General features: G+C 30.0%; 23 protein-coding genes. 11 read left to right on the plus strand and 12 right to left on the minus strand.

Features of this window, described 5'->3' with window-relative positions; all coding sequences use genetic code 11:
• Both L8W68_RS04560 and L8W68_RS04565 read left to right on the plus strand, forming a co-directional pair.
• A partial coding sequence (locus tag L8W68_RS04560) for a flagellar hook-length control protein FliK (RefSeq protein ID WP_263675171.1) occupies positions 1-836 on the plus strand: 836 nt, incomplete at its 5' end.
• Between the two features lie 2 nt (positions 837-838).
• The gene (locus tag L8W68_RS04565; protein ID WP_133319292.1) at positions 839-1,129 is read left to right on the plus strand and encodes a FlhB-like flagellar biosynthesis protein; all 291 of its coding nucleotides are present in this window, start codon (positions 839-841) and stop codon (positions 1,127-1,129) included.
• Here L8W68_RS04565 and L8W68_RS04570 read toward each other — a convergent pair.
• Both L8W68_RS04570 and L8W68_RS04575 read right to left on the minus strand, forming a co-directional pair.
• Positions 1,104-1,913 (minus strand): phosphatidylserine decarboxylase, encoded by an 810-nt coding sequence (locus L8W68_RS04570; protein ID WP_263660591.1) that lies wholly within the window; start codon positions 1,911-1,913, stop codon positions 1,104-1,106. The two genes, L8W68_RS04565 and L8W68_RS04570, sit on opposite strands and share 26 nt — an antisense overlap.
• Complete coding sequence (locus L8W68_RS04575) at positions 1,914-3,044, minus strand: metallophosphoesterase (protein WP_263675172.1); 1,131 nt, start codon at positions 3,042-3,044, stop codon at positions 1,914-1,916.
• A 70-nt stretch (positions 3,045-3,114) separates the two neighbouring features.
• Between L8W68_RS04575 and abc-f the strand changes: the two genes are divergently transcribed.
• Genes abc-f through L8W68_RS04610 form a run of 7 tightly spaced genes read left to right on the plus strand, consistent with a single transcriptional unit; the run spans position 3,115 to position 9,854 of the window.
• The gene (abc-f, locus tag L8W68_RS04580) at positions 3,115-5,052 is read left to right on the plus strand and encodes a ribosomal protection-like ABC-F family protein (protein ID WP_263675173.1); all 1,938 of its coding nucleotides are present in this window, start codon (positions 3,115-3,117) and stop codon (positions 5,050-5,052) included.
• Positions 5,053-5,105: 53 nt separating this feature from the next.
• Complete coding sequence (locus L8W68_RS04585; protein WP_263675174.1) at positions 5,106-6,293, plus strand: M48 family metallopeptidase; 1,188 nt, start codon at positions 5,106-5,108, stop codon at positions 6,291-6,293.
• Positions 6,293-7,093: a HemK/PrmC family methyltransferase gene (locus tag L8W68_RS04590; RefSeq protein WP_263664770.1), complete on the plus strand. Its 801-nt coding sequence runs from the start codon at positions 6,293-6,295 to the stop codon at positions 7,091-7,093. The genes L8W68_RS04585 and L8W68_RS04590 overlap by 1 nt, the downstream gene beginning before the upstream one ends.
• A 30-nt stretch (positions 7,094-7,123) precedes the next feature.
• Positions 7,124-7,591: a DUF4149 domain-containing protein gene (locus tag L8W68_RS04595; RefSeq protein ID WP_263662163.1), complete on the plus strand. Its 468-nt coding sequence runs from the start codon at positions 7,124-7,126 to the stop codon at positions 7,589-7,591.
• Positions 7,592-7,624: 33 nt separating this feature from the next.
• Positions 7,625-8,374, plus strand: coding sequence for a flagellin (locus L8W68_RS04600; protein ID WP_263660586.1), 750 nt, complete (start codon positions 7,625-7,627; stop codon positions 8,372-8,374).
• Between the two features lie 38 nt (positions 8,375-8,412).
• Complete coding sequence (cmoB, locus tag L8W68_RS04605; RefSeq protein WP_257941533.1) at positions 8,413-9,288, plus strand: tRNA 5-methoxyuridine(34)/uridine 5-oxyacetic acid(34) synthase CmoB; 876 nt, start codon at positions 8,413-8,415, stop codon at positions 9,286-9,288.
• 2 nt (positions 9,289-9,290) lie between these two features.
• The gene (locus L8W68_RS04610) at positions 9,291-9,854 is read left to right on the plus strand and encodes a hypothetical protein (protein ID WP_263675175.1); all 564 of its coding nucleotides are present in this window, start codon (positions 9,291-9,293) and stop codon (positions 9,852-9,854) included.
• On the opposite strand, the gene L8W68_RS04615 is transcribed toward L8W68_RS04610, so the two are convergent.
• Together L8W68_RS04615 and L8W68_RS04620 are read right to left on the minus strand one after the other, a co-directional pair.
• Positions 9,834-10,019: a hypothetical protein gene (locus L8W68_RS04615; RefSeq protein WP_263662160.1), complete on the minus strand. Its 186-nt coding sequence runs from the start codon at positions 10,017-10,019 to the stop codon at positions 9,834-9,836. The genes L8W68_RS04610 and L8W68_RS04615 overlap by 21 nt on opposite strands.
• 8 nt (positions 10,020-10,027) lie before the next feature.
• Entirely contained in the window at positions 10,028-10,552 is a 525-nt protein-coding gene (locus tag L8W68_RS04620; protein ID WP_263675176.1) for a thermonuclease family protein, read from the minus strand.
• A gap of 54 nt (positions 10,553-10,606) precedes the next feature.
• Between L8W68_RS04620 and L8W68_RS04625 the strand changes: the two genes are divergently transcribed.
• Positions 10,607-11,875 (plus strand): M20/M25/M40 family metallo-hydrolase, encoded by a 1,269-nt coding sequence (locus tag L8W68_RS04625; protein ID WP_263675177.1) that lies wholly within the window; start codon positions 10,607-10,609, stop codon positions 11,873-11,875.
• 138 nt (positions 11,876-12,013) lie between these two features.
• On the plus strand, positions 12,014-13,408 hold the full coding sequence (locus L8W68_RS04630) for an anaerobic C4-dicarboxylate transporter (protein WP_263675178.1): 1,395 nt from the start codon (positions 12,014-12,016) through the stop codon (positions 13,406-13,408).
• A 35-nt stretch (positions 13,409-13,443) separates the two neighbouring features.
• On the opposite strand, the gene L8W68_RS04635 is transcribed toward L8W68_RS04630, so the two are convergent.
• From L8W68_RS04635 to L8W68_RS04670, 8 genes are all read right to left on the minus strand, one after another.
• Positions 13,444-15,300, minus strand: coding sequence for an aryl-sulfate sulfotransferase (locus L8W68_RS04635; protein ID WP_263675179.1), 1,857 nt, complete (start codon positions 15,298-15,300; stop codon positions 13,444-13,446).
• Positions 15,301-15,322: 22 nt separating this feature from the next.
• Positions 15,323-16,060: a protein-disulfide oxidoreductase DsbI gene (gene dsbI, locus L8W68_RS04640; RefSeq protein WP_263675180.1), complete on the minus strand. Its 738-nt coding sequence runs from the start codon at positions 16,058-16,060 to the stop codon at positions 15,323-15,325.
• Between the two features lie 13 nt (positions 16,061-16,073).
• Positions 16,074-16,736 (minus strand): thiol:disulfide interchange protein DsbA/DsbL, encoded by a 663-nt coding sequence (locus L8W68_RS04645; protein WP_263675181.1) that lies wholly within the window; start codon positions 16,734-16,736, stop codon positions 16,074-16,076.
• Positions 16,737-16,949: 213 nt separating this feature from the next.
• Positions 16,950-17,594, minus strand: coding sequence for a thiol:disulfide interchange protein DsbA/DsbL (locus tag L8W68_RS04650; RefSeq protein ID WP_263675182.1), 645 nt, complete (start codon positions 17,592-17,594; stop codon positions 16,950-16,952).
• Positions 17,595-17,649: 55 nt separating this feature from the next.
• Positions 17,650-20,049: a DUF3726 domain-containing protein gene (locus tag L8W68_RS04655; protein ID WP_263675183.1), complete on the minus strand. Its 2,400-nt coding sequence runs from the start codon at positions 20,047-20,049 to the stop codon at positions 17,650-17,652.
• 19 nt (positions 20,050-20,068) lie between these two features.
• On the minus strand, positions 20,069-21,595 hold the full coding sequence (locus L8W68_RS04660; protein WP_263675184.1) for a BCCT family transporter: 1,527 nt from the start codon (positions 21,593-21,595) through the stop codon (positions 20,069-20,071).
• A 9-nt stretch (positions 21,596-21,604) separates the two neighbouring features.
• Entirely contained in the window at positions 21,605-22,597 is a 993-nt protein-coding gene (locus L8W68_RS04665) for a dipeptidase (RefSeq protein WP_263675185.1), read from the minus strand.
• A 26-nt stretch (positions 22,598-22,623) separates the two neighbouring features.
• Positions 22,624-24,069: an aldehyde dehydrogenase family protein gene (locus L8W68_RS04670; RefSeq protein ID WP_263675186.1), complete on the minus strand. Its 1,446-nt coding sequence runs from the start codon at positions 24,067-24,069 to the stop codon at positions 22,624-22,626.
• Positions 24,070-24,082: the final 13 nt, after the last annotated feature.

Raw genomic sequence — 24,082 nt, forward strand, 5'->3', positions numbered from 1 at the left:
AAAATGATAATAAAAGTCAAAATTTACAAACAAATAATACTAAGTTAGAAGATATATTTAAAAGCACTTCGGGTAAAATTTTACTAGAAGATATTTTCAAACAAAATGTAAGCAAAAATCTTAATTTTAGCCAAAATTTACAAGAAGAGCTTTTAAACAATCTAAACAAAGAACTAGGCTTAATAGGAAGAAAACTCAATGAAGTTTTAAAAGCTTTAGATCCTAAAAATTATGAGGCAAAAAATTCTTTAGATGATATAAAAAATATAGAAAAAAAATTAGAACTTTCTATAAAAGATCTTGGAAAAATCACCCAAAAAGATAGCACAGAAATTTCTTCAGAATTACAAAAAGATATTAAATCCACTCTTTTGCAAGTTTCTAATCTAGCCAAAAATTTAGACAATGAAAGCATACTAAATCAAGCAAATCGTCTTATAGCTCAGCTTGAATTTAACCAACTTTTATCTTTAGCCAATAATAGCATTCATACTTTTTTACCTTTCTTTTGGGATGATTTAGAAAAATCTAATGTAGTTTTTAAACGCGGTAAAAAAGATAAATTTTATGCACAAATTAATCTTGAATTTGAAAAATTAGGAAAAATCAATGTATTTTTATCTCTAAGTAATGATAAATACATCGATATAAATATGATGATAGAAAATGCTAATTTTAGAAAAAAACTTTATGAAAGAGCACATGAACTAAAAAAAGCCTTAGTTAAAGTAGGACTTCTAAGCTCTAATTTTTTCATCAGCGATATAATTAAAAGTAAATTTCACAATCAAGAAGAATATAATGACTTTAATATGGGTTTTGACACAAGGGCTTAAAAATGGCTAAAAAAACAAAAAAAGCCGTTGCACTAGGCTATAACAAAGAAGAACAAAATGCACCAAAAATCCTAGCTAATGCCAAAGGTGAAAACGCTGCTAAAATCATCTCTTTAGCCAAAGAAAATGGCATACCCATAAAAGAAGACAAAGACTTAGTAGAAGTGCTTAGCAAACTTGATCTAGGCGATGAAATCCCACCTAATATGTATAAAGCAGTGGCTGAAATTTTTGCCTTTTTATATAAAGTTGCTAATGAAGATGAGACTAAGCAAAGTCCGCAATCTTCTTAGAAAATTCAACTTGCTCATAAGCATTTTTACTAAATTTTAAAAACCCTTTTTGAGCGATTAAAACTATAGTTGAACCTAGCTCAAAATTTCCAAGTCTTTGGCCTTTTTTTACAAAAAGATCTTCATAGGTATGAGTAAAATCAAAATTTGCTGCATTAGTTTGTATGCTAGTATCAAAGCTAAAGTGCATTTTACCGACATTTAGCGCACCCACAAATACCATCCAAAGTATAAATTTTCCTTCCACTAAGCACTTTAAAACTACTCTTTCATTTTTAGTATAAAGGTTTATAATTTTAGCTAACTTTGCCTCACTCACACTAAATAAAGCCCCGCTCATATAAGTAGCACTTAAAATTTGCATATTACAAGGTGCATGATAATGATGATAATCTTTTGGAGATAAATAAATATTTGCATAATCTATGCCATTTTCCAATTCTTCTTTACTAGCTGAGTTTTTTAAAAGCTCTTCTATACTATAACTTGAACCTTTAATGCTAAAGGCTAAATTTTCTTTTAAATCATTTTGAAAGCTACTTCCAAGTTCTAAAATTTTACCATCACTTGGACTTATAAAGCCATCTTCTAATTCTCGCTCATTTAATAAAGTTCTTGTAAATAAAGCATTTAAACTCTCATATTCTTCTAAAGGTTTAAATTCACTCATATTGATATTAAAAGCATTTACATAAGCTTTATTAATATTTTTTTGTATAATTTTTGGAAATTTATATTTTGCTATGATTCCAAACATTTTTGAAGCACTATTGCTAAATCCCACTCATTCTCCTTTTAATCTAATCAAAGCTATCTCACTAGGGGCTAAAAATCTCACAGCAGGTCCCCAAAATCCAGCTCCACTGCTTACATAAAGCAAACTATCCTTGCTTAATTTATAAAGCCCATACACAAAGCCTTGTTCTAAATATACTAGCAAAGAAAAAGGGAAAATTTGTCCTGCATGTGTATGTCCTGATAAAATCAAATCAAACCCACTCACATCATAAGTTTTTACATATTTTGGCTGATGAGTGATTAAAATATTAACCTTTTCTTGATTGATTTGAGTTTTGATTTTTTCTATATTGCTTTCTTTAAAACCCAAACGCTTGGCAGCCAAATCCAAAGTCCCACTTAAAGTAAAATCCCCAAAATCAATACTTTCATCTTCCAAAACTTTGAAATTTTTAAGAGTTTTAAGCTTTTTGCTTATTGCATTTATATCATTATAATACTCATGATTTCCATAAACAAAATAAGTACCATATTTTGATTTAAAATTTTCTAATAAATTAATATAAGGCATACTAGCAATATCTGCATCGATTAAATCCCCAGCTATAATGACTATATCAGCATTTAAAATATTAACTTCATCGATTAAGGTTTTTAAAAAATCTTCTCCTAAATTTTTTCCCAAATGCACATCAGAAAGTAAAACTATATTTAAATCTTCTTTTAAATTTTTAACTTTAATATCTACCTCATTAACCTTAGGTGTGCTAATAGCATTTACAAAACCTTTAAATACCATACTAACGCTAAGTATAATAAGCCAAGAATCAAAAATTAATTTTAAAAACTTTCTTCTTTGGACACTGAAAATTTGCTCTTTTTTATTTTCATTAAAAAAAATCCAAGAGCCAATTTCAAAAATCACTCCAAAAAGCAAGAAAAAGCAAGTAATAGTAGGAAAAATAGCTAAAATATAATAAAGCTTTTCATGTAAAAAGTCCCCGCGCATATTTATAAAAAAGATTAATTCACATGCAAAAACTATTAAAATAAAAGCTAATACAAACTTCTTATAAGGTTTTAAAAAATCAACCCTACTTAAAAATCTTTTATAAATATACCAATTTGCCAAAGCAAAAAATAAAACTAATAAAGTAAAAAAAACAAATGCTCTCATGGCGTAATTTTATTTAAGCAAAATTAATACTTTTTAAAGTAAAATCGCAAAAAACATTTGGGAAAGAAATTTGGCTTTAATAGATTTAATCGACGCAAATAAGAAATTTAATACAAAAATAGTTTTAGAAAATGCAAATTTTAGTGCAAATTTAGGAGAAAAAATCGCCATTATAGGCAAAAATGGCGAAGGAAAATCAAGCTTTTTAAAAGCCCTTATGGGAACTTTAAAACTAGATAGCGGTAGAGTAATTAAACAAAATAACACTAGTATAGGTATGCTAAGCCAACAAGTAAGCTTTGAAAGCACCTTAAGCGTAAGCGAAGCCATCAAAAAAGAACTTGAAGAAATTTATCAAGCCTTGAAAGAATTTGAAAGCTATAATGAAAAACTAGCTTTTGATCCTGAAAATAAAGAATATTTAAAAAAAGTAGATGAATTAAGTTTATTTATAGATTCAAAAGACGCATGGAATTTAGACCAAAAAATACAAAGAATATTAGAAGAATTTAAACTATTAGAATACAAAGACAGAACACTTTGCTCTTTAAGTGGGGGCGAAATAAGACGCGTAGGGCTTTGCACACTTTTGCTAAAAAATCCTGATATATTATTGCTTGATGAACCAACTAATCATCTAGATGTATATATGAGTAACTTTTTAGAAGAAAGACTGAAAGCTTCTAAAATGTGTGTTATTTTCATCTCTCATGATAGGTATTTTATCGATGCTATAGCGCAAAAATGCGTAGAAATAGAAGCAGGAAAATTAAGCATTTTTGATGGTGGATATACGCAATATCTAGAAAAAAAAGCAGCTATTTTAGCTTCCTTAGCTAAAAGCCATGAAACCTTGCTTAAGCAACTAAAAAGTGAGGAAGAATGGCTAAGAAGAGGAGTCAAAGCTAGGCTTAAACGCAACGAAGGACGCAAAGAACGCATTTTTAAAATGCGTGAAGAAGCTAAGAAAAACCCAGGAGCTATCAAACGCTTACAACTTGAAATCAAAAGAGCAAGTAAAAATTTTAACCAAACTCAAAGCCAAAACCGCAAAAAAATGCTTTTTGAATTTAAAAATATCTCAAAGTCTATTGCCAACAAGACACTTTTTAAAGACTTTAATGCACGAATTTTACAAGGTGAACGCATAGCCATAGTAGGTAAAAATGGCTGCGGGAAATCTACTTTTTTAAAGATTTTACTTGACCAAATTCCACTTGATAGCGGAGAGATTAAAAGAGGTGAAGTTAAAATAGGCTATTTTGATCAAAGCAGGAGTTTATTAAACACTGATAAAAAACTTTTAGAAATTTTTTGCCCAAATGGTGGCGATCACATTCAAGTGCGTGGTAAAAATATGCATGTTTATGGGTATTTAAAACAATTTTTATTTCCAAAAGAATTTTTAGAGCAAAGCGTGAGTGTGCTAAGTGGGGGTGAGAAAAACAGAGTTGCTCTAGCCTTGCTTTTTACCAAAGAATATGATGTATTAATCTTAGATGAACCAACAAATGATTTAGACATAGCTACGATTAATATCTTAGAAGAATACTTACTTTCTTTTGAAGGCGCGATTTTGCTTGTCTCACATGATAGATATTTTGTTGATAAAATAGCGACTAAACTTTATGCTTTTGAAGATAATGCAAATATTAATATAGAAGTTCTTTCTTATAGTGAATATTTAGAAAATGAAAAAGAATACAAAGACTTTGAAGAATTTTCTAAAAGCTTAGAAACAAATACCACCGCAAGCGTAAAAACAAAAGAAAAAACGAGTAAAAAACTAAGCTATAAAGAAAATGAAATTTTAAACTCATATCCTGATAAAATTCATAAATTAGAAGAAGAAATAAAAGAAATAAAAAATGCTCTAAGTAATCCTACAATCTATCAAGAGCTAGGTATAAATACCCTTTATGAAAAGCTAAATTCATTAGAAAATGAACTTAGTATTTTAGAAGAAGCTTATTTTGAGGTTTTAGAAAAAAGTGAAAATACTGATTAACTTTATATATTTTAAATAAGATAAAATTACTCAAATTTATTTAAGGAAAAACTATGACTTTGATAACTATTTTATGTATTTATACAGCTTTTTTGGTTTTTATATCTTATGTGCAAATTTCTTTTTTAAAAAAAGAAAGAGAAAAACAAGCAATTATTTTAAGTAAGTACGATTATAAAAATGCTGCAAATATCGCCATAGAAAATGAAAAATACAAAATCTTTTCTAATCTTTATAATCTGATGATTAACATTTCTTGGATTAGCTTTGGCTTTTTGTATTTAAAAGAAATTTTTATAAAAGAAAATTCTACCTTAGAAAATACTTTATTTTTGCTTGCATTTTTATTTATTATTAGTATTTTAAATTTACCACTTAGCTATTATGAAAGCTTTATAAAAGATAAAAAACACGGCTTTTCAAATATGACTTTAGCACTTTTTGTTAAAGACAGCATTAAATCTTTAGCTCTAATGCTTGTTTTTGGCTTTTTAATCATCTATGCCTTAGTATTTTGCTTTGAATTTTTTAACACATACTGGTGGGTAGTGGCTTTTGCTCTAAGCTTTATAATTATACTTATTATAAATCTCATCTACCCTACACTTATTGCACCTATGTTTAACAAAATGAAAAAACTTGAAGATGAAAATTTATTAGAAAAAATCACTAATTTAATGCAAAAATGTGGCTTTAGTGCAAATGGTGTTTATGTTATCGATGCAAGCAAAAGAGATAAAAGATTAAATGCTTATTTTGGTGGCTTATTTAAAAGCAAAAGAGTAGTACTTTTTGATACACTTTTAAATGCTTTAAAAGAAAAAGAACTCATTGCTGTTTTGGGTCATGAGCTAGGACATTTTGTGCATAAAGATTTGCTAAAAATGTTATTTGCTAGTGCTTTGATGCTTTTTGCTTTATTTTTCATCTTTGCACATTTACCAAACTTTTTTTATATTGAAAGTCATTTAGATGGAGTGAATGCTGGAGTTTTTGCACTTTTATTGATTTTTGGAAATATTTTTACTTTTATTATTTCTCCACTGCTTAATAAAATGAGTCAAAAAAATGAATTTAATGCTGACTTACACGGAGCAAAACTAAGCTCTAGAGAAGATATGAAAAATGCTCTCATAGCTTTAGCAAAAGAAAACAAAGCCTTTGTTAAAACAAGTAAAATTTATACTTTCTTTCATCTAAGTCATCCTTGTATTTACGATAGAATCAAAGCTTTGCAATGATTTCAATCAAACAAGCTTTAAAGCAAGCTTACGCAAAAGATCCTACTCACAAAGAATATATACTTTTTATTCTTTGTGAACTTTTACAAAAAGATAAAGCTTGGATTTTTTTAAATCCTGAATTTCAAATTGATGAAAAAGTTTTTTTAGAATATGTAGATAGATTTTTAAATGGTGAGCCTTTTGAGTATTTATTTCAAAAAACACAATTTTATGGTTTTGATTTTTTTACTAAAAAAGGGGTTTTGATACCGCGTTTTGATAGTGAAATATTACTTGAAAGATGTTTAGAAATTTTAGATCATAACTCTTTTAAAAATATACTTGAAATTGGCTTTGGAAGTGGAATTTTAAGTATTTGCTTAGCAAAGTTAAAACAAATTTTTATACAAGCTTGTGATATCAATCCAAAAGCATTAGAGCTTGCTAAAAAAAATGCAGATTTTCATAATGTTTCAAATTTAATCAATTTTCAACTTTGTGATTTTAAAAATATACAAGGAAATTTTGACTTTATTTTTTCTAATCCTCCTTACATAAAAAATGACTATCCTTTAGATAAATGGGTTCAAAACGAACCACACAATGCTTTATTTGGTGGAGATAAAGGTTGGGAAATTTTACATGAAATTATTCTTTTTGCCAAAAATCACAACACAAAAGTCTTAGCATGTGAGTTTGGCTATGATCAAAAAACAATTTTAAATAAAATTTTAAAAGAAAATGATTTTAAAGCTACTTTTTATCAAGATTATAATGGATTTGATAGAGCCTTTGTTGCATGGAATTTAAAAAATTAGACTATAATTATCTTTATTATAGGAGAAAATATGAAATCAATATATTTATTTTTACTAGCAAGCTTAATTGGGATTGAAATTAGCATAGGTGTGTTTTTAGCTCCGACTATATTTTATCCTGCTAAATTCATAGGTGAAGGGGTTTTAACTCATTTTCAAAGTGGGCTTTTAATGACACACATTTTTGTGCAATTTGGCTATGTTTTGTTAGGTGTGAGTGTTTTTTCTATTTTAATAGAAATTTTTTCATTTAAAGACAAAAATTTAACTTTTAAAATAAATTTTTCAAAATTTATGCTTTCTTTGATCATTTTGGCACTAAGTTTGCTTTTTGTATTTTACTTCACTGCTTATGTTTTAGAAGCACAAAGTTTAGGAGAAGAAGCAACTAAAACTCAAGAATTTATAAAAATTCATGGTGCAAGTGAAGTTGTGATGAAAATTATCATGTTATCACAAGTAATTTTGTTTTTCTTAAATTTTAAAACAAAAAAATGATATAATAAAATAAGTCTTTAAAAGGAGTCAAAGATGAAAATAGGCGATATAGGAACAACTCAACAAAATCACTACTTAAATCAAGCTCAAAAAAGCCAAGAAAAAGCTTTAGAAAACATAGCTGCAATCCGTGCTATAGATGGGAGCGATGGAGCAAATTTAGCCATAGCTGATTCTTTAAGAAGTCAATATAGCACTATAGATCAAGGTATTTTAAATGCCTATGATTCCATAGGAGTTTTACAAATTGCTGATTCAACTTTAAATAACATTTCAGCTACTGCAGACAAACTCAATGAACTTTCAGTGCGCTCAAACAATGCTGCTTTAAATGACAGACAAAAAAGTATGCTAAATTCTGAAGCAAGCAAACTTGTAACTTCAATCAATGATGCTTTTTCTAATGCGACTTTTAATGGAAAAAATGTATTTCAGAGTATGGATTTTGTTGTTGGTACTGGGGTTGAAAGTATTAATTTAAATCAACCAAGCACAGCAAATTTAAGCCTTGAAAACCAAGATGGAATTCGTGATTTTCAAGATCAAGTAGGTTCTTTACGCGCAGATATTGGTGCTGGGATTAATGCTATCCATTCTAATATCAACTCATCTTTGCAAACTAGCATTAACACTAAAGAAGCTGAAAGTAAATTGCAAAATAATGACTTAGCACAAAATATCAATGATTTTAATGCAAACTACTTAAAAGAAAATGCATTTTTATTTGCAAATGCTCACTCAAATGTAATGTTGCAAACTAAACTAGCAAGTTTGCTTCAATAACAAAAACTCCCAAATAAGGGAGTTTTTCAAGGAAAAATATGCAAGATAATGCTTTGTTAAAGCAAGTTTTAAAACATCCTTTATATGAAAAAATCCAAAAACTTAGTATCAAAATTCAAAAATCAAGTTATCTTATAAATGATAGCTTTGATATTTTTTGTGATAAAAGCTTAGATGATGAAATTAATAGTATTGCCTTAGAATTAAAACCTTGGCGCAAAGGGCCTTTTAAAATTAATGATTTATTTATAGACACAGAATGGCAAAGTTTTATAAAATTTAATATATTAAAACCATATATGCAAGAGATCAAAGGCAAAATAGTTGCAGATATTGGTTGTAATAATGGTTATTATATGTTTAAAATGCTTGAATTTAATCCTTCAAAACTGATAGGTTTTGATCCTTCTATTAAGTATTATTTACAATTTTTACTTTTAAACTCTATTGCAAAAACTCCTATACAATATGAACTTTTAGGTGTGGCCGATGTGCCAAATTATGGTATAAAATTTGATGTGATTTTTTGTCTTGGTGTAATTTATCACCGCAGTGATCCTATAGCCATGCTAAAACAACTCAAGCAATCTTTAAATAAAGATGGTATAGTCTTTTTAGATACTATGTATATAGAAGATGAAAGAGAAATTGCACTCATTCCTCAAAAAACTTATTCAAAAATACCAAATATTTTTTTCATTCCGTCGATATTGGGTTTAAGAAATTGGTGTTATAGAGCTGGATTTAGTGAATTTGAAGTTATAACAACTAAACAAACTGATTTTGAAGAACAAAGAAAAACACAATGGATTGATTCTTATTCTTTAGATCAATTTTTAGATGAAAACGACTCAAATTTAACTTGCGAAGGCTATGAGGCACCAAAAAGAGTTTATGTTAAATTAAAGGTGTAAAAATGGCAAGAACAGTAAGTGCTGTTAACATAGAAGAATTAATAGATCCAGAAGAATTAAATCGCATTAAATCAGAACTTATCACTTGTCCAGGGATAAACAATACTTTAGCAGGAAGCATTTCTCATATAGAAAAAAATTTCGCCAAGGGTATTTTAATCACAACTCATGATATGGCAGTAGATGAGTTAGGATTAGTGCATAGTGGTTTTGTATTTAATGCAGCAAATTATATAGCACAAGCTGCAATCAATAAAGAATTTAGCGTCTTAATAGGCTCAAGAAGCTTTTTTTATGCTCCTTTAAAAGTAGGAGATATTCTAAATCTTGAAGCAAGTGCTTTATTTAGTGATGACTCAAGAAAAAGAGAAGTTAAAGTGGTTGGTTTTGTCAATGAAATTAAAATTTTTGACGCATCATTTCAAGTAATTACCACCGATGATCATATATTTAAACTCAAACAAAATCAAACTGCCACAAACAACAATCAAAACCAACAAGAACCAGCCAAACAAGAAACTACACAAGAAGAGCTTAATGCGGTCTTAAAAGGAATCGGGGGTTAAAGGTAAATCCACCCAATTCTTTGGGCATTCTTTATGATAAGTCCCACTTGCATCATAATATTCTTTACAATCATCATAAAAACGGTTTGAAACCCCTCTTTCGTTTACAAAGCAACCGCTAAAAAATAATGCTAAAAACCCTAGAAAAAATACACTTTTAAACATTTCTCATCCTATTTTAATCTTATTTGCTTACGCCATTTATAAGGCTCTATAGGATTTTCATCAACCCATAAACCTTTTTTGTTTTCTTTGGCATAATTTTGCTCATTTACATATAAATCACTATAATGTTCATAAGCCCAAGCAAAGCCATTTTTAACCATAACTTGATTGATATCTTTATCATTTAAATATACAATGGCTAAAATTCTACCATATTTATCCTCATCTTTTACATTCAAAACCACTTCTTTATTCAACACAATTGCATTTAAAAATTGCGTAGCCATTTTTCCATAGGCTTGATCACTCTCAGGCGCGTCTATACCAAAAAGTCTGATTTTAAGCTTTTCATCTTCAAATTTAGCCTCAATAGTGTCTCCATCTACTACACGACTTACTTTAGCATTAATATATGAGCCACTATCATAATTTAAAATATAAGCAAAAGCGACTAAAAAAAGCACAATTAAAAATTTCTTTGGCTCTTTTAATAAGGTTATTAATAATTTAATTTGCTTTTTAGAAATTTTCATTTAAACCTCATCTATATAAAAATATGCCATAATTACAATAAAAAGGAGAAATTTATGCAAGAAATTATACAAAATTTTAAACAAATTACTCAAATACCTCATTGTAGTTTTAAAACCGAAGAATTAAAAAATTTTCTCATTGATTTTGCTAAAAGTCACAACTGTCAAGTAAGCGTTGATAATGCAGGTAATATCCACACATACAAAGGAAATCCAAAAATTTGTTTACAAAGCCATTATGATATGGTTTGCATGGGGGAGGCTCCAAATATACAAATGTATGAAGAAAATGGATATTTAAAAGCTAAAAACTCAAGTTTAGGTGCAGATAATGGCATAGGAGTATCATTAATGATGCAAGCTTTAAAAGACTTTGAAAATATCGAATGTCTTTTTACTAATGATGAGGAAGTTGGCCTTTGTGGAGCAAATAATCTTACACATACTTTGATTTCAAACAAGCTGTTAAATTTAGACCATGAAAGTGATGATGAAGTTGTTATAGGTTGTGCTGGCGGAGTAGATATTTTTGCTAATTTGAAATTAGAAATAGATGAAAAAGAAGAAAATTGTTATGAGATAGAAACAATTGATTTTAAAGGTGGTCACTCGGGAATTGATATTGTTAAAAACATTAAATCTTCTATTAAAGAAGTGAGCTATTTTATCACTCAAAATCAAGGAGAACTTTGCGAATTTAAAGCAGGTGAAAGAATAAATTCTATACCAAAACATGCTAAAGTTATAGCATTTTTTAAAAATCCTCCAAAAGAAAATAATCATTTTAAAATAAAATATCTAGGTAAAATCAAAAGAACATATTATAAAAATTCTCAAATCATTTTAAATCTTATCAATGCTTTTGCACAAGGTGTTAGAACTTTTAATCATCATCTAAATTTAGTCCAAACAAGTATTAATCTTTCACTAGCTTATGAAAAAGAAGGTAAATTTCATTTTGAACTTTTTGCAAGATCAAATGATTTACAAGAGCTTAAAAATATAGAATTTGAAACCTTAACCTATTTTAAAATGCAAAGCTGTGAAGTTTCAAGTGCAAATTTTTATCCACCTTGGGCTAACAAAGATACTAAATTTGGAGAAGAAATTCTAAGTTATTTTAAAAAAGAAAATCCAAACGCCAAGCTTTACACTATACATGCTGGTTTAGAATGTGGTATTATCAGCGAAAAACAACCTCTAGAATGTTGTTCTATAGGGCCAAATATATATAGTCCACATTCAACAGATGAAAAATGCGAAATAGCTTCTATCGAAAAAATCAGTAAAATTCTTTTTACAATTTTAAAAAATCACCAGTAATATATAGATAAAAAAACCAATATTTTGACAAATAAATTCAAAATATTGGTAAATATTTATTTAAATAATAAAAAATTTTATTTACTATTAATAAAACTTGCATTATACTCTCGCATATTTCACAAACAAGGAGAGAGTATGGAAATACTAACTAGCCTTAGCGAAGGCACTCAATTTAGTATCCAACTAGCTGTAGTTCTTATTTGTCTTTTTTATGGGGCAAAAAAAGGCGGTATCGCTCTTGGTTTACTAGGCGGTATAGGTTTATTGGTTTTAAGTTTTGGTTTTGCTGTAGCACCTGGAAAACCTTCAATTGATGTTATGCTTACCATCTTAGCTGTAGTTGTTGCTAGTGCAACCTTGCAAGCTAGCGGTGGTTTAGATGTAATGTTACAAGTAGCAGAAAGAGTTTTAAGAAAAAATCCTAAATTTTTAACCATCTTAGCACCTTTTGTAACTTGTATTTTAACCATGCTTTGCGGAACCGGACATGTTGTTTATACCATGATGCCTATTATTTACGACATTGCTATTAAAAACGGCATACGCCCAGAAAGACCAATGGCTGCTTCTAGTATTTCTTCTCAGCTTGGTATCATCGCAAGCCCTGTTTCAGTTGCTGTTGTAAGCTTAACAGCACTACTTTTAAATCCAGAAATCAACAAACATCCTTTAGCAGGTTTTGATGGTTATGTGGATTTACTTGCTATTACTATACCTTCTACTTTGGTAGGTGTTTTAGCTATAGGAATTTTTTCTTGGTTTAGAGGAAAAGATCTTGATAAAGATGCGGACTTTCAAGCTAGAATCAAAGATCCAGAACAAAGAGAATATATCTATGGTGATAGCAAAACTCTTCTTGGTCAAAAACTTCCAACCATTCAATGGGTAGCTATGTGGATTTTCTTAGGCGCTATTGCAATAGTAGCTATACTTGGAGCCTTCCCAGAGCTTAGACCACAATTCACCTCAAAAGGCGTTACTAAACCTATGAATATGGTTGCAACCATTCAAATGTTTATGCTTTTAGCAGGTGCAGCACTCATCATCTTTACTAAACTTGATGCAAGCAAAATTGCAAAAAATGAAATTTTTAAATCAGGCATGATAGCTTTAGTGGCTGTTTTTGGAATTTCTTGGATGGCAGATACTATGTTTGCAGTGCATACTCCTATGATGAAAGAATCTTTAGGTAATATCGTTATAGAACACCCTTGGACTTATGCGGTTATGCTTTTATTAATTTCTAAATTTGTTAATTCTCAAGCAGCGGCAATCGCAGCTTTTGTGCCACTTGCATTAGGCATTGGTGTTGAACCAGGCATTATCATTGCTTTTGCAGCAGCGTGCTATGGATATTATATTTTACCAACTTATCCAAGTGATCTTGCAACCATACAATTTGATAGATCAGGTACTACAAAAATAGGTAAATTTGTTATCAATCACAGCTTTATCTTACCAGGATTAATCGGTGTAATCGTTTCTTGTATAGTAGGTTATTTCTTAGCTTTAGGTGCGGGATATTTATAAAATTTAAAGGGCTTTAAAGAAAGCCCTTTTTTTTCTTATTTAAATGCTTTTTCTAAATCAATAGGCATAGCTTGATAACCAGTACTTGCTCCGCTAAAGCGAATTTGCACTGAAGGTTCTTTAGCTCCCCATTTAAATTCATCTATTTCAGGTCTTGGCTCACCTACAGCAGCACCTTTGCTTAAGTCAAATGACATTCCAGCAGTAGCACTATAAACCATAATAGAATTTTTATCTTTATAATACTCAGTTAAAGAAGTAACAGGTGAAAACCATTCATTGCCTCTTTGCTTTCCGTATTCCCATACCTGTTCTACGGTTTTATTTTTTTGATCTATTTTATACACAACCGCTCTTGAGTATTTCATCGAAGCAAAAGCAGGTTGTTCTATACCTCTTGCATCACCATTATCAAAAGCTGTAACATAAATATATCTTTTATCAGACTTTTCATCTATTCTAAAAGCAGTATGCTGTGTCCATGTAAAATCAAAACCACCTTCTTCGTTTTCATAACCTGGACATTTGCTATATTCATCCTCACAAACTATCTTTTTGCCATTTTTATCAATAGGTTGTAAAAGTGCTTTTTTATATTTTTCTGTCCAGCCTTTATGTGCTCCTAGTATCCATTTTACCTTTTTATCGCGTCCTATTTTTATAATAGCACTTTGATGACGACTTGAAATAATAATACTATCATCACTTGGATCATAATCTACGCTATTTACATGAGCCCAGTTACGCCCTACTCCAGTACCTGCTATATCGCCAAAAGAATCACTTGCATCCATTTTAGCTAAATCCTCATCACTTAAAGTAACCCCTGCTTTACTCGCATCAATATTTAAACAAACCGCGCCTTGATCTAATGCTTTGATTACATTCGCTCTATATGGATCTAAAATTTCAAACAATCTCCACTCATCTACTACATTGCCATTTTTATCAACTTCTACTATCACATCACGCACTGAACGTACATTTTTACCATCAGGACGCTTAACATTGGCAGAAGCCACCCTTAAAAGATAATTTCCATTTTGCATATTATCCATAGAATGAGAAAAATCTATATAAGAAGAAGGTAAAAGACGATTAAAAATTTCTCTACCCATTAAATCATATTTAACATATCTTTGACCAAACCCAAAACTCAAAGCACCATCGGTATTTTGTTTAAATCCCATCATAATACCACGATTGTAAATATTATTCCAATCCATTAATTTATCATTATCAAAATACCAACGAATTTCACCTTTTGTATCAATGATAAATGCATTTGAATTTTCATCCCATTCCATTGCACCACCTGCTGGGTTATTCCAAACAGATTGAGAACCTTTTCCACTTTGTTTCCCCGGAGCATTATTAACCAAATACAACCTATCTTCAAAACCCTTATCTACTTTAATCACTTCCACTTTTTCAAAAGGTACACCTCTTTGCATAATACTTCCACTTGGCTCTATATTTACTCCACCAGTTGCTATTTTATATACCTCATCTACTACTTTTTCACTTTTTCCAAAAGCAGTTTTGGTATAACTTACTTTTACTGTATTAAAATATGATGGATAAAGTCCAAAAACAGGAATTCCTCCATAAGTTTTAATTTTATTAGGGCTAACCTTATAAGATATAGTTTGCCCATTTGGTTTTGGAACTATAGTTACGCTCACATCGCTTAGTTTGTATCCTCCATCCATAATTACAGCGCTAAGAGGAGATAAACCATAAGGATTCATCTTTACTGCGCCAATTTTGCCTTGAATTTCCCAATCAATTTTAGCACCACTAGGTCCACCCATAGCTAAAGAAACACTAGGCGCCACCATAACAACACTACTAGCAAGCAAAATACTACTTACAATTTTACTAATTTTCATTCTTTCTCCTTTTTCAATACTACTAAGCCATTTGCACACTTGGCTCACCTAAAATTTTAAGAATAATCACAAACACCAAGACAATCAAAGCGTAAATTTTAGCCTTAGAGTGTGAAAACGCATAAGAAACAAACATGCCTCCTAAAATCACCAAACAAACAACAAAAGCCAATAAGCAACAAACCGCCATATTCATAAATTCCATACTAGGAATCAAATACCAACCATTGCTATATAACCCATCTTCAAAATTTGGAGGAGTTCCAACAAAAAATTTCTGAAAAGCATTTAAACTACCATAAACATCTTCAGGTACTATAGGTGTATCCATGCCACACTCACCTGTTGGTAAAAACCATCCTGGTGCCCATTCATGCAATGGTAAATTAAAAGGATATATAGGAATTTCTCTACATCCATCAACACCAGCAAAAGGATTTTCTGAATGCACTACCTCGTGGATATGATTAAGAGTAATACAATACTCTATACCAAGCCATATACCCCAAAAAACAAAAATATAAGCAAAAATTTTTAGATAATCATTTTTAGGATCTATCAAGGCTAAAATACCACCAAAAGCCATAGTTAACATAGCAAATCTTATATAAACACACTGCTCACAAGGTTCCATATAAAGATATTCTTGAAATAAAAAGTGCGCTATGAAAGTTAAGCCTACCATAGCTATAACCATTATTAACCAAGGCAACCTAGTATTTTGCCAAGCACCAATTTTACTAATAAGACAAAAATTCATTTTGACTCCAAAACTACATTTTACTTAACTCTTCTGTTATTTCTATTAAAGCTTGTGGAGATGTGATAGCTTGTGGTATGATTTGATATTTGCCATTTACTACAAAAGCAGGTGTACCATAGTTTTTAGAAATATCATTAGCACTTTCGTAAGATTTTAAAATTTCGCTAGCCTCAGGAGTTTTTAAAAAATTATCCAAATCTTCTTTGCTTGCTGAAATTGCTTTTAATCCTACTTCATAAAATGCTTCAGGATTAGCTCCATTTCCCCATCTTTGTTTTTTCTTAAAATAAGCATTAAAATATGCTTCAGAAGCTTTATGAGTTAAACTATTTTTATCACTTTGACTTACTTTATTTTGCTCATCTTTAAAAGCAGCAAAAGCAAAAATTTCATTAGCTTGTTTACCATAATCACCCATAGAACTAACAGGATAAAATTTATAAGTTAATTGTGGTAATTTTTCTTTAACTTTTGAGATTGTATTGAATTTATGATGATCATAACAATGCGTGCAACGATAAGAAAACACTTCTATTAAAGAATTTTGAGCATTTGGGATAGGTGTTTTTAAAACCACATATTCTTTACCTTCGCTAAGTGCATTTGCACTCACACCAAAAACAAAAGCAGCTATTGCTACTGCTTTAGACCAATTACTAAAGTTAAAATTCATTTTATTTCTCCTAAATTTTTTATTATTTATAATAAATTACAAATATTTATTATAAACTTTGTAAAGCTATATTAACATAACTTAAATATTTATTAAATATAAGAAAAAATTTACAAAATAAAATGCAATTATCAAAAAAAAAAAAAAACGATAATATATTATCATAAAAAATAAAAGAAGATGGATTACTAAATAATGCTTTTAAAAAAAGCATTATTTAGTAGAAAGTTCTTTAACTATACGGATTAATTCTTCCAAAGAAGTGATATACTCAGGATTGATTTGATATTTGCCATTTACTACAAAAGCAGGCGTGCCATAATTTCTTGAAATTTCATTAGCCATGTCATAAGCAGCTAAAAGCTCTTTGGCTTCTTTAGTTTGTAAAAATTTTTGCAATTCTTCTTTACTAGCGCCGATAGCATTTAAGCCTATTTTGTAAAATAAATCAAGATTATTTAAATTTAATTTTTTTTCAAAATGACTTACAAAATACACATCAGCAAGCTTATAGGTAAGACTTTTTTCACTAGTAACATCTAAACCTAAAGCTTTTTCTTTAAAAGAAGCTAAAGCAAACATCTCATTTAAAGCACCACCATACTCACTCATAGAACTTACCGAAAAAAGATCATATTTTAAATTTGGCAAAGCTTCTTTAACCTTTGCTAGAGTGTGAAATTGATGATGATTATAGCAATGGATACAACGATAAGAAAAAATTTCTATCAAAGAATTTTGTGCATTTGGGATGGGTGTTTTTAAAGTAATATACTCTTTACCCTCACTTAACGCATTTGCATTTATAGCAAAACCGAGTGCACAACAAACAATCAAAAAAATATTTTTTAAATTCAATTTTAACTCCTATATCATGATATTACAATATAATTATATTGTAATATCATAAATATCAGAATTCAACCACGCCCCCAGCATCTTTTCTTGATTGCTCACTAGATTGAACCATAATTCCTTTTGTGTATTTCAACAATTCCTCCCATTCTTTCTTTTGTAATAAGATGCCTTTTTGAACACTCTCTTCGTAATTTTTTTCAATAATATCATGAGAGATGCTTACATTCTCATCATTTCTAACTAAAGAGTTTTTAGAAATTTCAATATAAAGTGCTCTTTCATCTAAATCACAAGGTATATTTTTCATTAAAACATCTGGAAAATCTTCATTATTTTTTATAAAGTATTCCACATACTGAGATTGTTTTATGTCATACCAATAAGCTTTAACATATAAATTTTTATTTGATAATCTTTTTAACTGAGAATACACAAAACACCTATTATAACATTTTGAAATTTTTATATTTAAAGAATTATATTGATTTAAAAAATCAAGCGCATACGCAATAATAATTTGAATATGACATAATATGCTATGATGATTAAGATCAACACTTAAATACTCATTTGTAATATTTAATGTTGTATCTAAATTGTCGCTTTTCAAATAAGGCGCAGCTTTAAGAAAATTTGATAATCCATTTAATCCAGCCATTTGCATGTCAATAACCATAGATGCAATTAAATCAGCTTCTCCAAGATTTAATTTTAATCCATTATAAGCTTTAATACAAGCAGCTTTAAGTTCGTTTTTGGAAACATAAACATTATTATTAGATAAATCACAAACACTATGCTTATTTTTTGGCAATAATGGAAACATCCACTCATTAGCATGAATTTCATCCATTAAAGGTGCATTCTGAAACAATGTCACTTGAACCCATCTATCTGATCTTGGATCATACTTTGTTGCACCAAACATAGACAATTTAGCTCTTAAAAGATGCATAGGCAAAAAGTCTTTTGCTAAAACATTAGCCCTTATATCACCCATTACACAATTTCCCATAGTCCAAACTCTTCTAGCTATAGATGTAAAACAAGGGTTTTCTAATAAAAATTTACTTATATGTAAATAATCATCCTGATTTTTTAAAGTATTGTAAAATTTAACCACTTGCCTAGCAATATCTAAAGGTTGTTCTAGTTCATCTCCATTATCAATACCTCTTACTCCAAGCCTAGGCTCTTCTTTTTCTTCAGATATATACCAAAACCAATAATTATTTTCAGGATTTTCAAAATTAATACCTAAAGCCCAATCATATTTTTTCTCTATTACATTTTTAATTTCAGAAATTTTAACACCAGTAAGTTCTAATGGAGTTTCATCGATTGTCATCATTTTATCGTGTATATCAACTAATTCAGGATACAGTTCTAATAAACACGAAAGTACGATTTCTTGTGCTTCCAAAGAATATTTTTTTGTATATTCTACAAATTCCTCAATAACCATAGAAGCATTTATTTTTGTTTTTATTTCTTTTACTATATAAGAAAGCTCACTTGAAGCTATTTTGTTTAAATTATCTTGCCTTGAATCTATTGTTGTTATTTCTTTAAGATGTAAACTTGCTCTTTTTAAATAATCAATCAATTCTTTAGCCTTACTCATATCAAGCTTTTGTTGCATAACTTTTGACAAAGCTAATTCTCTTTGATAAAGCCAATTATCAACAACTTTTGGGTGTTTAATCAAATAAGGAGCCATACCAAGTCCAGTAGCATTTCCCACACCTAAATATCTTTGAATATCTCTATCAAGTTCTACAGCTTTATCTCCACCACGCTGTTTGGCTATATAATTTACCCAATCTAAACTAAATTGCCTTACAATATAAACAGCGCACATTTCAGCAGAAAATGACTGAGAAAAATCTCCATTTTTTTGCAGATTATCAAAATCAGAAATTCCAAATTTTCCACTTCCATATACAGCTGTGGTTCTTAATATATAACCAACTTTAGCTAGTTCATCTAAATCAGGTTGTTTTCCATTAGCTAAAGAATTAACAATATATTCAAAAATTCTTACACTTTTATTAGCCCTTGCTAAAACAAAAGCATTGTTAAAATTTCTACCAGCTTCTTGCAGTGGAACATTTTCTTTTAAAACAGTCAATAACCCACTATCAATCTCTCCATTTACAAAAGTAAAAGTAACATCCCACTTATTTGCTATAACTCTATCATTTCTTTCTTCATCTTTTATATAATTAGCAAATATAACAAGATGATATATTCCATGAGGTGTTCTAACTTGATATATTACATCACCAAATCCTTTATCATCTAAATCCCATAAAATATTTTTTAATACCCATTTTTCTTGAGCAATTTTCCTCATCAAAGTTCTAGTAAAACTAAGTCTAGATGAGTGCATAGAGCCTAGTCTTTCTAAAGACATGACTTCTTGTGGACTTCTTAATTTCATATCATTTTTCATTTTGTCTCCTTTTTTTGTATTAACGTAAATTTTGCTCATCTGCCATTTTAATTGCAATCTGTATAGAGTTCCATAAGGTTGGTAATAATATAAATGAAACAGGCACAGCAGTAATTACTATAAATGATTGCAAAGCCGAAATTCCTCCCTGTCCGATAGATATTAAAATAATTGCCAATACCCCCATTAAAATTCCCCAAAAAGCTCTAAGAAACTTACTAGGTTCAGTGTTCCCACTAACAATAACACTCATAGTATAAGTCATAGAATCACCAGTTGTAATAATAAAAATAGCTGCTAATATCAAAAATAATGCTGAAATAAATGTTGACAATGGCAATGACTGTGTTATTGCTATTAACGCAGCAGGTATATTAAAACCTTTAAAAGCAGAGCTTATGCTGCCTGGATTTTCTATTTCAAAATACAATCCTGTTCCACCAACAATAGTAAACCAAAACATTGTGATAATTGGTGCACATATACTCACAGCTATAATAAGCTCTCTTAAAGTCCTACCTCTTGAAATTCTAGCAATAAAGATAGCCAATACTGGACCATATCCTAAAAACCACCCCCAAAAAAACAAAGTCCAAGATGCAAGCCAAACAGTATCTTCTCTATAAGTAGCCATAGGTATAAAATTTTGTATCAAAGTTCCAACACCTTGAACATAAACATCCAAAATAAATTTTGTAGGACCAAAAATAAAAATAAAAAACATCAAACCTACAGCTAAAATAACATTCCATTTACTAAGAATTTGAATGCCTTTTGCTAAACCTCTAAGTGAAGATATAGTATAAACTAAAATAGCCAAAATAATAATACTCATTTGAGTGATTATATTATCTGGTATTTGAAAAATCATATTTAGTGCATAAGAAATTTGTAAACCTAAAAATCCTATAGGTCCTATAGTACCAGCAGCAACAGCCACAATACAAAAAGCATCTATTAAAGAACCAATCCATCCGTGTATAACTTTATCACCAAAAATAGGATAAAGAATAGTTCTAGGTCTTAAGGGAAGGCCTTTTTCATAGTGTAAATACATTAGCACTATTGTGGTAATAGTTCCAGAAATAGCCCAAGATAAAAAACTCCAATGCATGTAAGATTGCGCTAGAGCTTCTGTGATTTTTTGAAAAATATTACTAGTATTTCCAAATACAGGAGATGGAGAAACAAAATGAGCTATAGGCTCTCCAGCAGCCCAAAAAACACCTCCACCTGCAAGTAAAGTACACATAATAATAGATATCCATTGAAATGTACTCATTTCAGGATTTTTAATATTACCCAAAACTACGCCGCCTGTTCTTCCCCAACTAAGCCCGATCCCAATAATAAAAGTCAAAAGTAGTAAAATTTGCCAATAAGCACCAAAGTATTTTGCTGAGACATTAAAACCAAACTCAACGATCGCACTAAGTAACTTTGAATCAATTAAAGCTATTACAACAAATATCATCAAAAATCCACTACTACAAATTAAAGTCAACTTATCAATACGAGTATTGTTTTTAGGAGTACTGTTTAACATTTTAACTCCTTAGCAAGTTTGAGCTTTTAAGCCATCTTGTAAAAAATAAAGCCAATTAAGACCCATGATTTTTTTTACATCATTCTCAGAAAACCCATAATTAATCAATCCTTTATAAATATTATATAAGCCACTAGAATCATTAAACCAAGACACATTTTTAGGCCATGTGGAATTAGTAGCACTACCTTCGCCATAATCTTTTATCTTAGACCATCTACCATTGCGCATCCATTCTAGTACATCTAATGGTTGATTTAAACATAAATCACTTCCTATACCTATATGATCAACCCCTATCATATCTGCCAAATCAGCACTCATTTTACAAAAATCATCCAATGTACAATCACTTCCATTTGGCAAATGAAAAGGATATAAAGACAAACCTATTAAACCTTTTCTCTTGGCTAAAGCCTTTATCACCTCATCGCTTTTATTTCGCAATCCATTGTGCGCAAATTTAGGATTAGCATGAGATATACATATAGGGCGGGACGATATGTCAATAGCTTCCAATGTTGATCTATCACTACTATGAGACATATCAACAATCATACCAACCCTATTCATTTCTTCAATCACTTGTTTACCAAAACGAGTAACACCACTGTCGTTTTTTTCATAACAACCAGTAGCCAATAAGCTTTGATTATTATAAGTTAGCTGCATAATCAATAAACCAAGCTGTCTCATAATAGATATTAACCCTATTTCATCATCAATCAAAGAACAATTTTGTGCTCCAAAAAAAATCCCTACCTTATTTTGAGCTTTTGCTTTTAAAATATCTTCGCTTGAAAAAACAGGCAATATATATTCATTAAATTCTTCAAAAAATCTATGCCACTGGGCAAATCTAGTAAGTGTTTCTCTAGCATTTTCATGATATACTAAAGTAACATGCACAGCACTAACACCGCTTGATTTTAAAAATTTAAAATATTCTTTATCCCATTTGCAATATTGCAAACCATCTATAATGATATCTTTCCCAAACATAACCACCTCCTTTTTTTAAACAACATTTAATAAGCTTTTACATAAGTTGTTTTTACAACTGTGTAAAATTCCTTCGCATAAGCACCTTGCTCTCTTGGACCAAAGCTAGATTCTTTTCTACCTCCAAAAGGTACATGATAATCTGTTCCAGCTGTAGGAAGATTAATCATAACACAACCACTTTTTGCTTCTTTTTTAAATATGTTTGCATTTTTTAAACTCGATGTTACAATCCCTGAAGTCAATCCAAAACGAGTACCATTATTAAGTGCAACAGCTTCTTGTAAATCTTTTGCTTTAATCACACATGCTAATGGAGCAAAAATTTCTTCCTGATTAACATCCCAATCATTTTTAGTATTAATAAATAAAGTAGGAGACATATAGTAACCATTTTTATCAAGTGATAATTTTTCACCACCAAATACCAATTCCGCTCCAAGATCTTTAGCTCTTTGAACCCATTTGAAATTAGATTCAAATTGTTTATTATCAGCTACTGGTCCCATAAAAATTCCATCATCTAAGCAATGGCCAACCTTTATTGTTTTCATTCTAGAAACCATTTTCTCAACAAAAGCATCGTGAATATTTTCCATAACAATCAAACGAGAACTTGCTGTGCATTTTTGTCCAGTACCCGAAAAAGCTCCTGCAATAGCACACTCAACAGCAAGATCAAGATCTGCATCATCCATAATAACTAAGGCATTTTTACTACCCATTTCTAATTGACATTTAACAAAATTTGCAGCCGTAGCACGTGCTATTTTTCTACCAACATCAACAGATCCAGTAAAAGAAAGTGCGTTGATATTTCTAGAATTAATAATAGTCTCACCAACTTCTCCACCACTACCTAAAACTAAATTAAATACACCACTTGGCAATCCATGCTCATGAATAATCTCAGCCAAAGCTACAGCAGAAGCTGGAGTGGTATTAGCTGGTTTCCATACTATACTATTACCAAAACAAAGAGCAGGAGCTATTTTCCAAGAAGCTGTTGCAATAGGGAAATTCCAAGGAGAAATAATACCAACAACACCAACAGCCTCTCTTGTAATCTCAACATCAACACCACTTCTTACAGACGCTGCATTTTCCCCAATTTGTCTTAATACTTCAGCTGCATAATATTGAAAAAATTGACCTGATCTAAACGCTTCTCCTTTTCCTTCTATTTTTGTTTTTCCTTCTTCTAAAGATATGATTTTTCCAATCTCATCGCTTCTATTCATTAAAGATTCGCCGATTTTATAAAGCAAATTTGCCTTTTCTTCTAAAGGAGTTTTTTCCCAAGAAACTTGAGCCTCTTTGGCAGCATCAATAGCTAGCTCTACTTGTTTTTTATCAGCTTGTGCTACATCCCCTAGATCATTATCAATATCAGATGGATTAATATTTTTTATAGTATTAACACCCTCTACCCATTGACCATTAATATATAAACCCTTAGTACAATCTAACATTTTACCTCCTTTA

Source organism: Campylobacter sp. FU_497, assembly GCF_025772425.1.
Taxonomy (GTDB): domain Bacteria; phylum Campylobacterota; class Campylobacteria; order Campylobacterales; family Campylobacteraceae; genus Campylobacter_D; species Campylobacter_D lari_C.

Bases quoted from the DNA above. Each gene is read 5' to 3' on its own strand.
- L8W68_RS04565 (WP_133319292.1), top strand. From the start codon at position 839: ATGGCTAAAAAAACAAAAAAAGCCGTTGCACTAGGCTATAACAAAGAA.
- L8W68_RS04575 (WP_263675172.1), bottom strand. From the start codon at position 3,044: ATGAGAGCATTTGTTTTTTTTACTTTATTAGTTTTATTTTTTGCTTTG.
- L8W68_RS04585 (WP_263675174.1), top strand. From the start codon at position 5,106: ATGACTTTGATAACTATTTTATGTATTTATACAGCTTTTTTGGTTTTT.
- L8W68_RS04595 (WP_263662163.1), top strand. From the start codon at position 7,124: ATGAAATCAATATATTTATTTTTACTAGCAAGCTTAATTGGGATTGAA.
- L8W68_RS04600 (WP_263660586.1), top strand. From the start codon at position 7,625: ATGAAAATAGGCGATATAGGAACAACTCAACAAAATCACTACTTAAAT.
- cmoB (WP_257941533.1), top strand. From the start codon at position 8,413: ATGCAAGATAATGCTTTGTTAAAGCAAGTTTTAAAACATCCTTTATAT.
- L8W68_RS04610 (WP_263675175.1), top strand. From the start codon at position 9,291: ATGGCAAGAACAGTAAGTGCTGTTAACATAGAAGAATTAATAGATCCA.
- L8W68_RS04615 (WP_263662160.1), bottom strand. From the start codon at position 10,019: ATGTTTAAAAGTGTATTTTTTCTAGGGTTTTTAGCATTATTTTTTAGC.
- L8W68_RS04620 (WP_263675176.1), bottom strand. From the start codon at position 10,552: ATGAAAATTTCTAAAAAGCAAATTAAATTATTAATAACCTTATTAAAA.
- L8W68_RS04625 (WP_263675177.1), top strand. From the start codon at position 10,607: ATGCAAGAAATTATACAAAATTTTAAACAAATTACTCAAATACCTCAT.
- L8W68_RS04630 (WP_263675178.1), top strand. From the start codon at position 12,014: ATGGAAATACTAACTAGCCTTAGCGAAGGCACTCAATTTAGTATCCAA.
- L8W68_RS04635 (WP_263675179.1), bottom strand. From the start codon at position 15,300: ATGAAAATTAGTAAAATTGTAAGTAGTATTTTGCTTGCTAGTAGTGTT.
- dsbI (WP_263675180.1), bottom strand. From the start codon at position 16,060: ATGAATTTTTGTCTTATTAGTAAAATTGGTGCTTGGCAAAATACTAGG.
- L8W68_RS04645 (WP_263675181.1), bottom strand. From the start codon at position 16,736: ATGAATTTTAACTTTAGTAATTGGTCTAAAGCAGTAGCAATAGCTGCT.
- L8W68_RS04655 (WP_263675183.1), bottom strand. From the start codon at position 20,049: ATGAAAAATGATATGAAATTAAGAAGTCCACAAGAAGTCATGTCTTTA.
- L8W68_RS04660 (WP_263675184.1), bottom strand. From the start codon at position 21,595: ATGTTAAACAGTACTCCTAAAAACAATACTCGTATTGATAAGTTGACT.
- L8W68_RS04665 (WP_263675185.1), bottom strand. From the start codon at position 22,597: ATGTTTGGGAAAGATATCATTATAGATGGTTTGCAATATTGCAAATGG.
- L8W68_RS04670 (WP_263675186.1), bottom strand. From the start codon at position 24,069: ATGTTAGATTGTACTAAGGGTTTATATATTAATGGTCAATGGGTAGAG.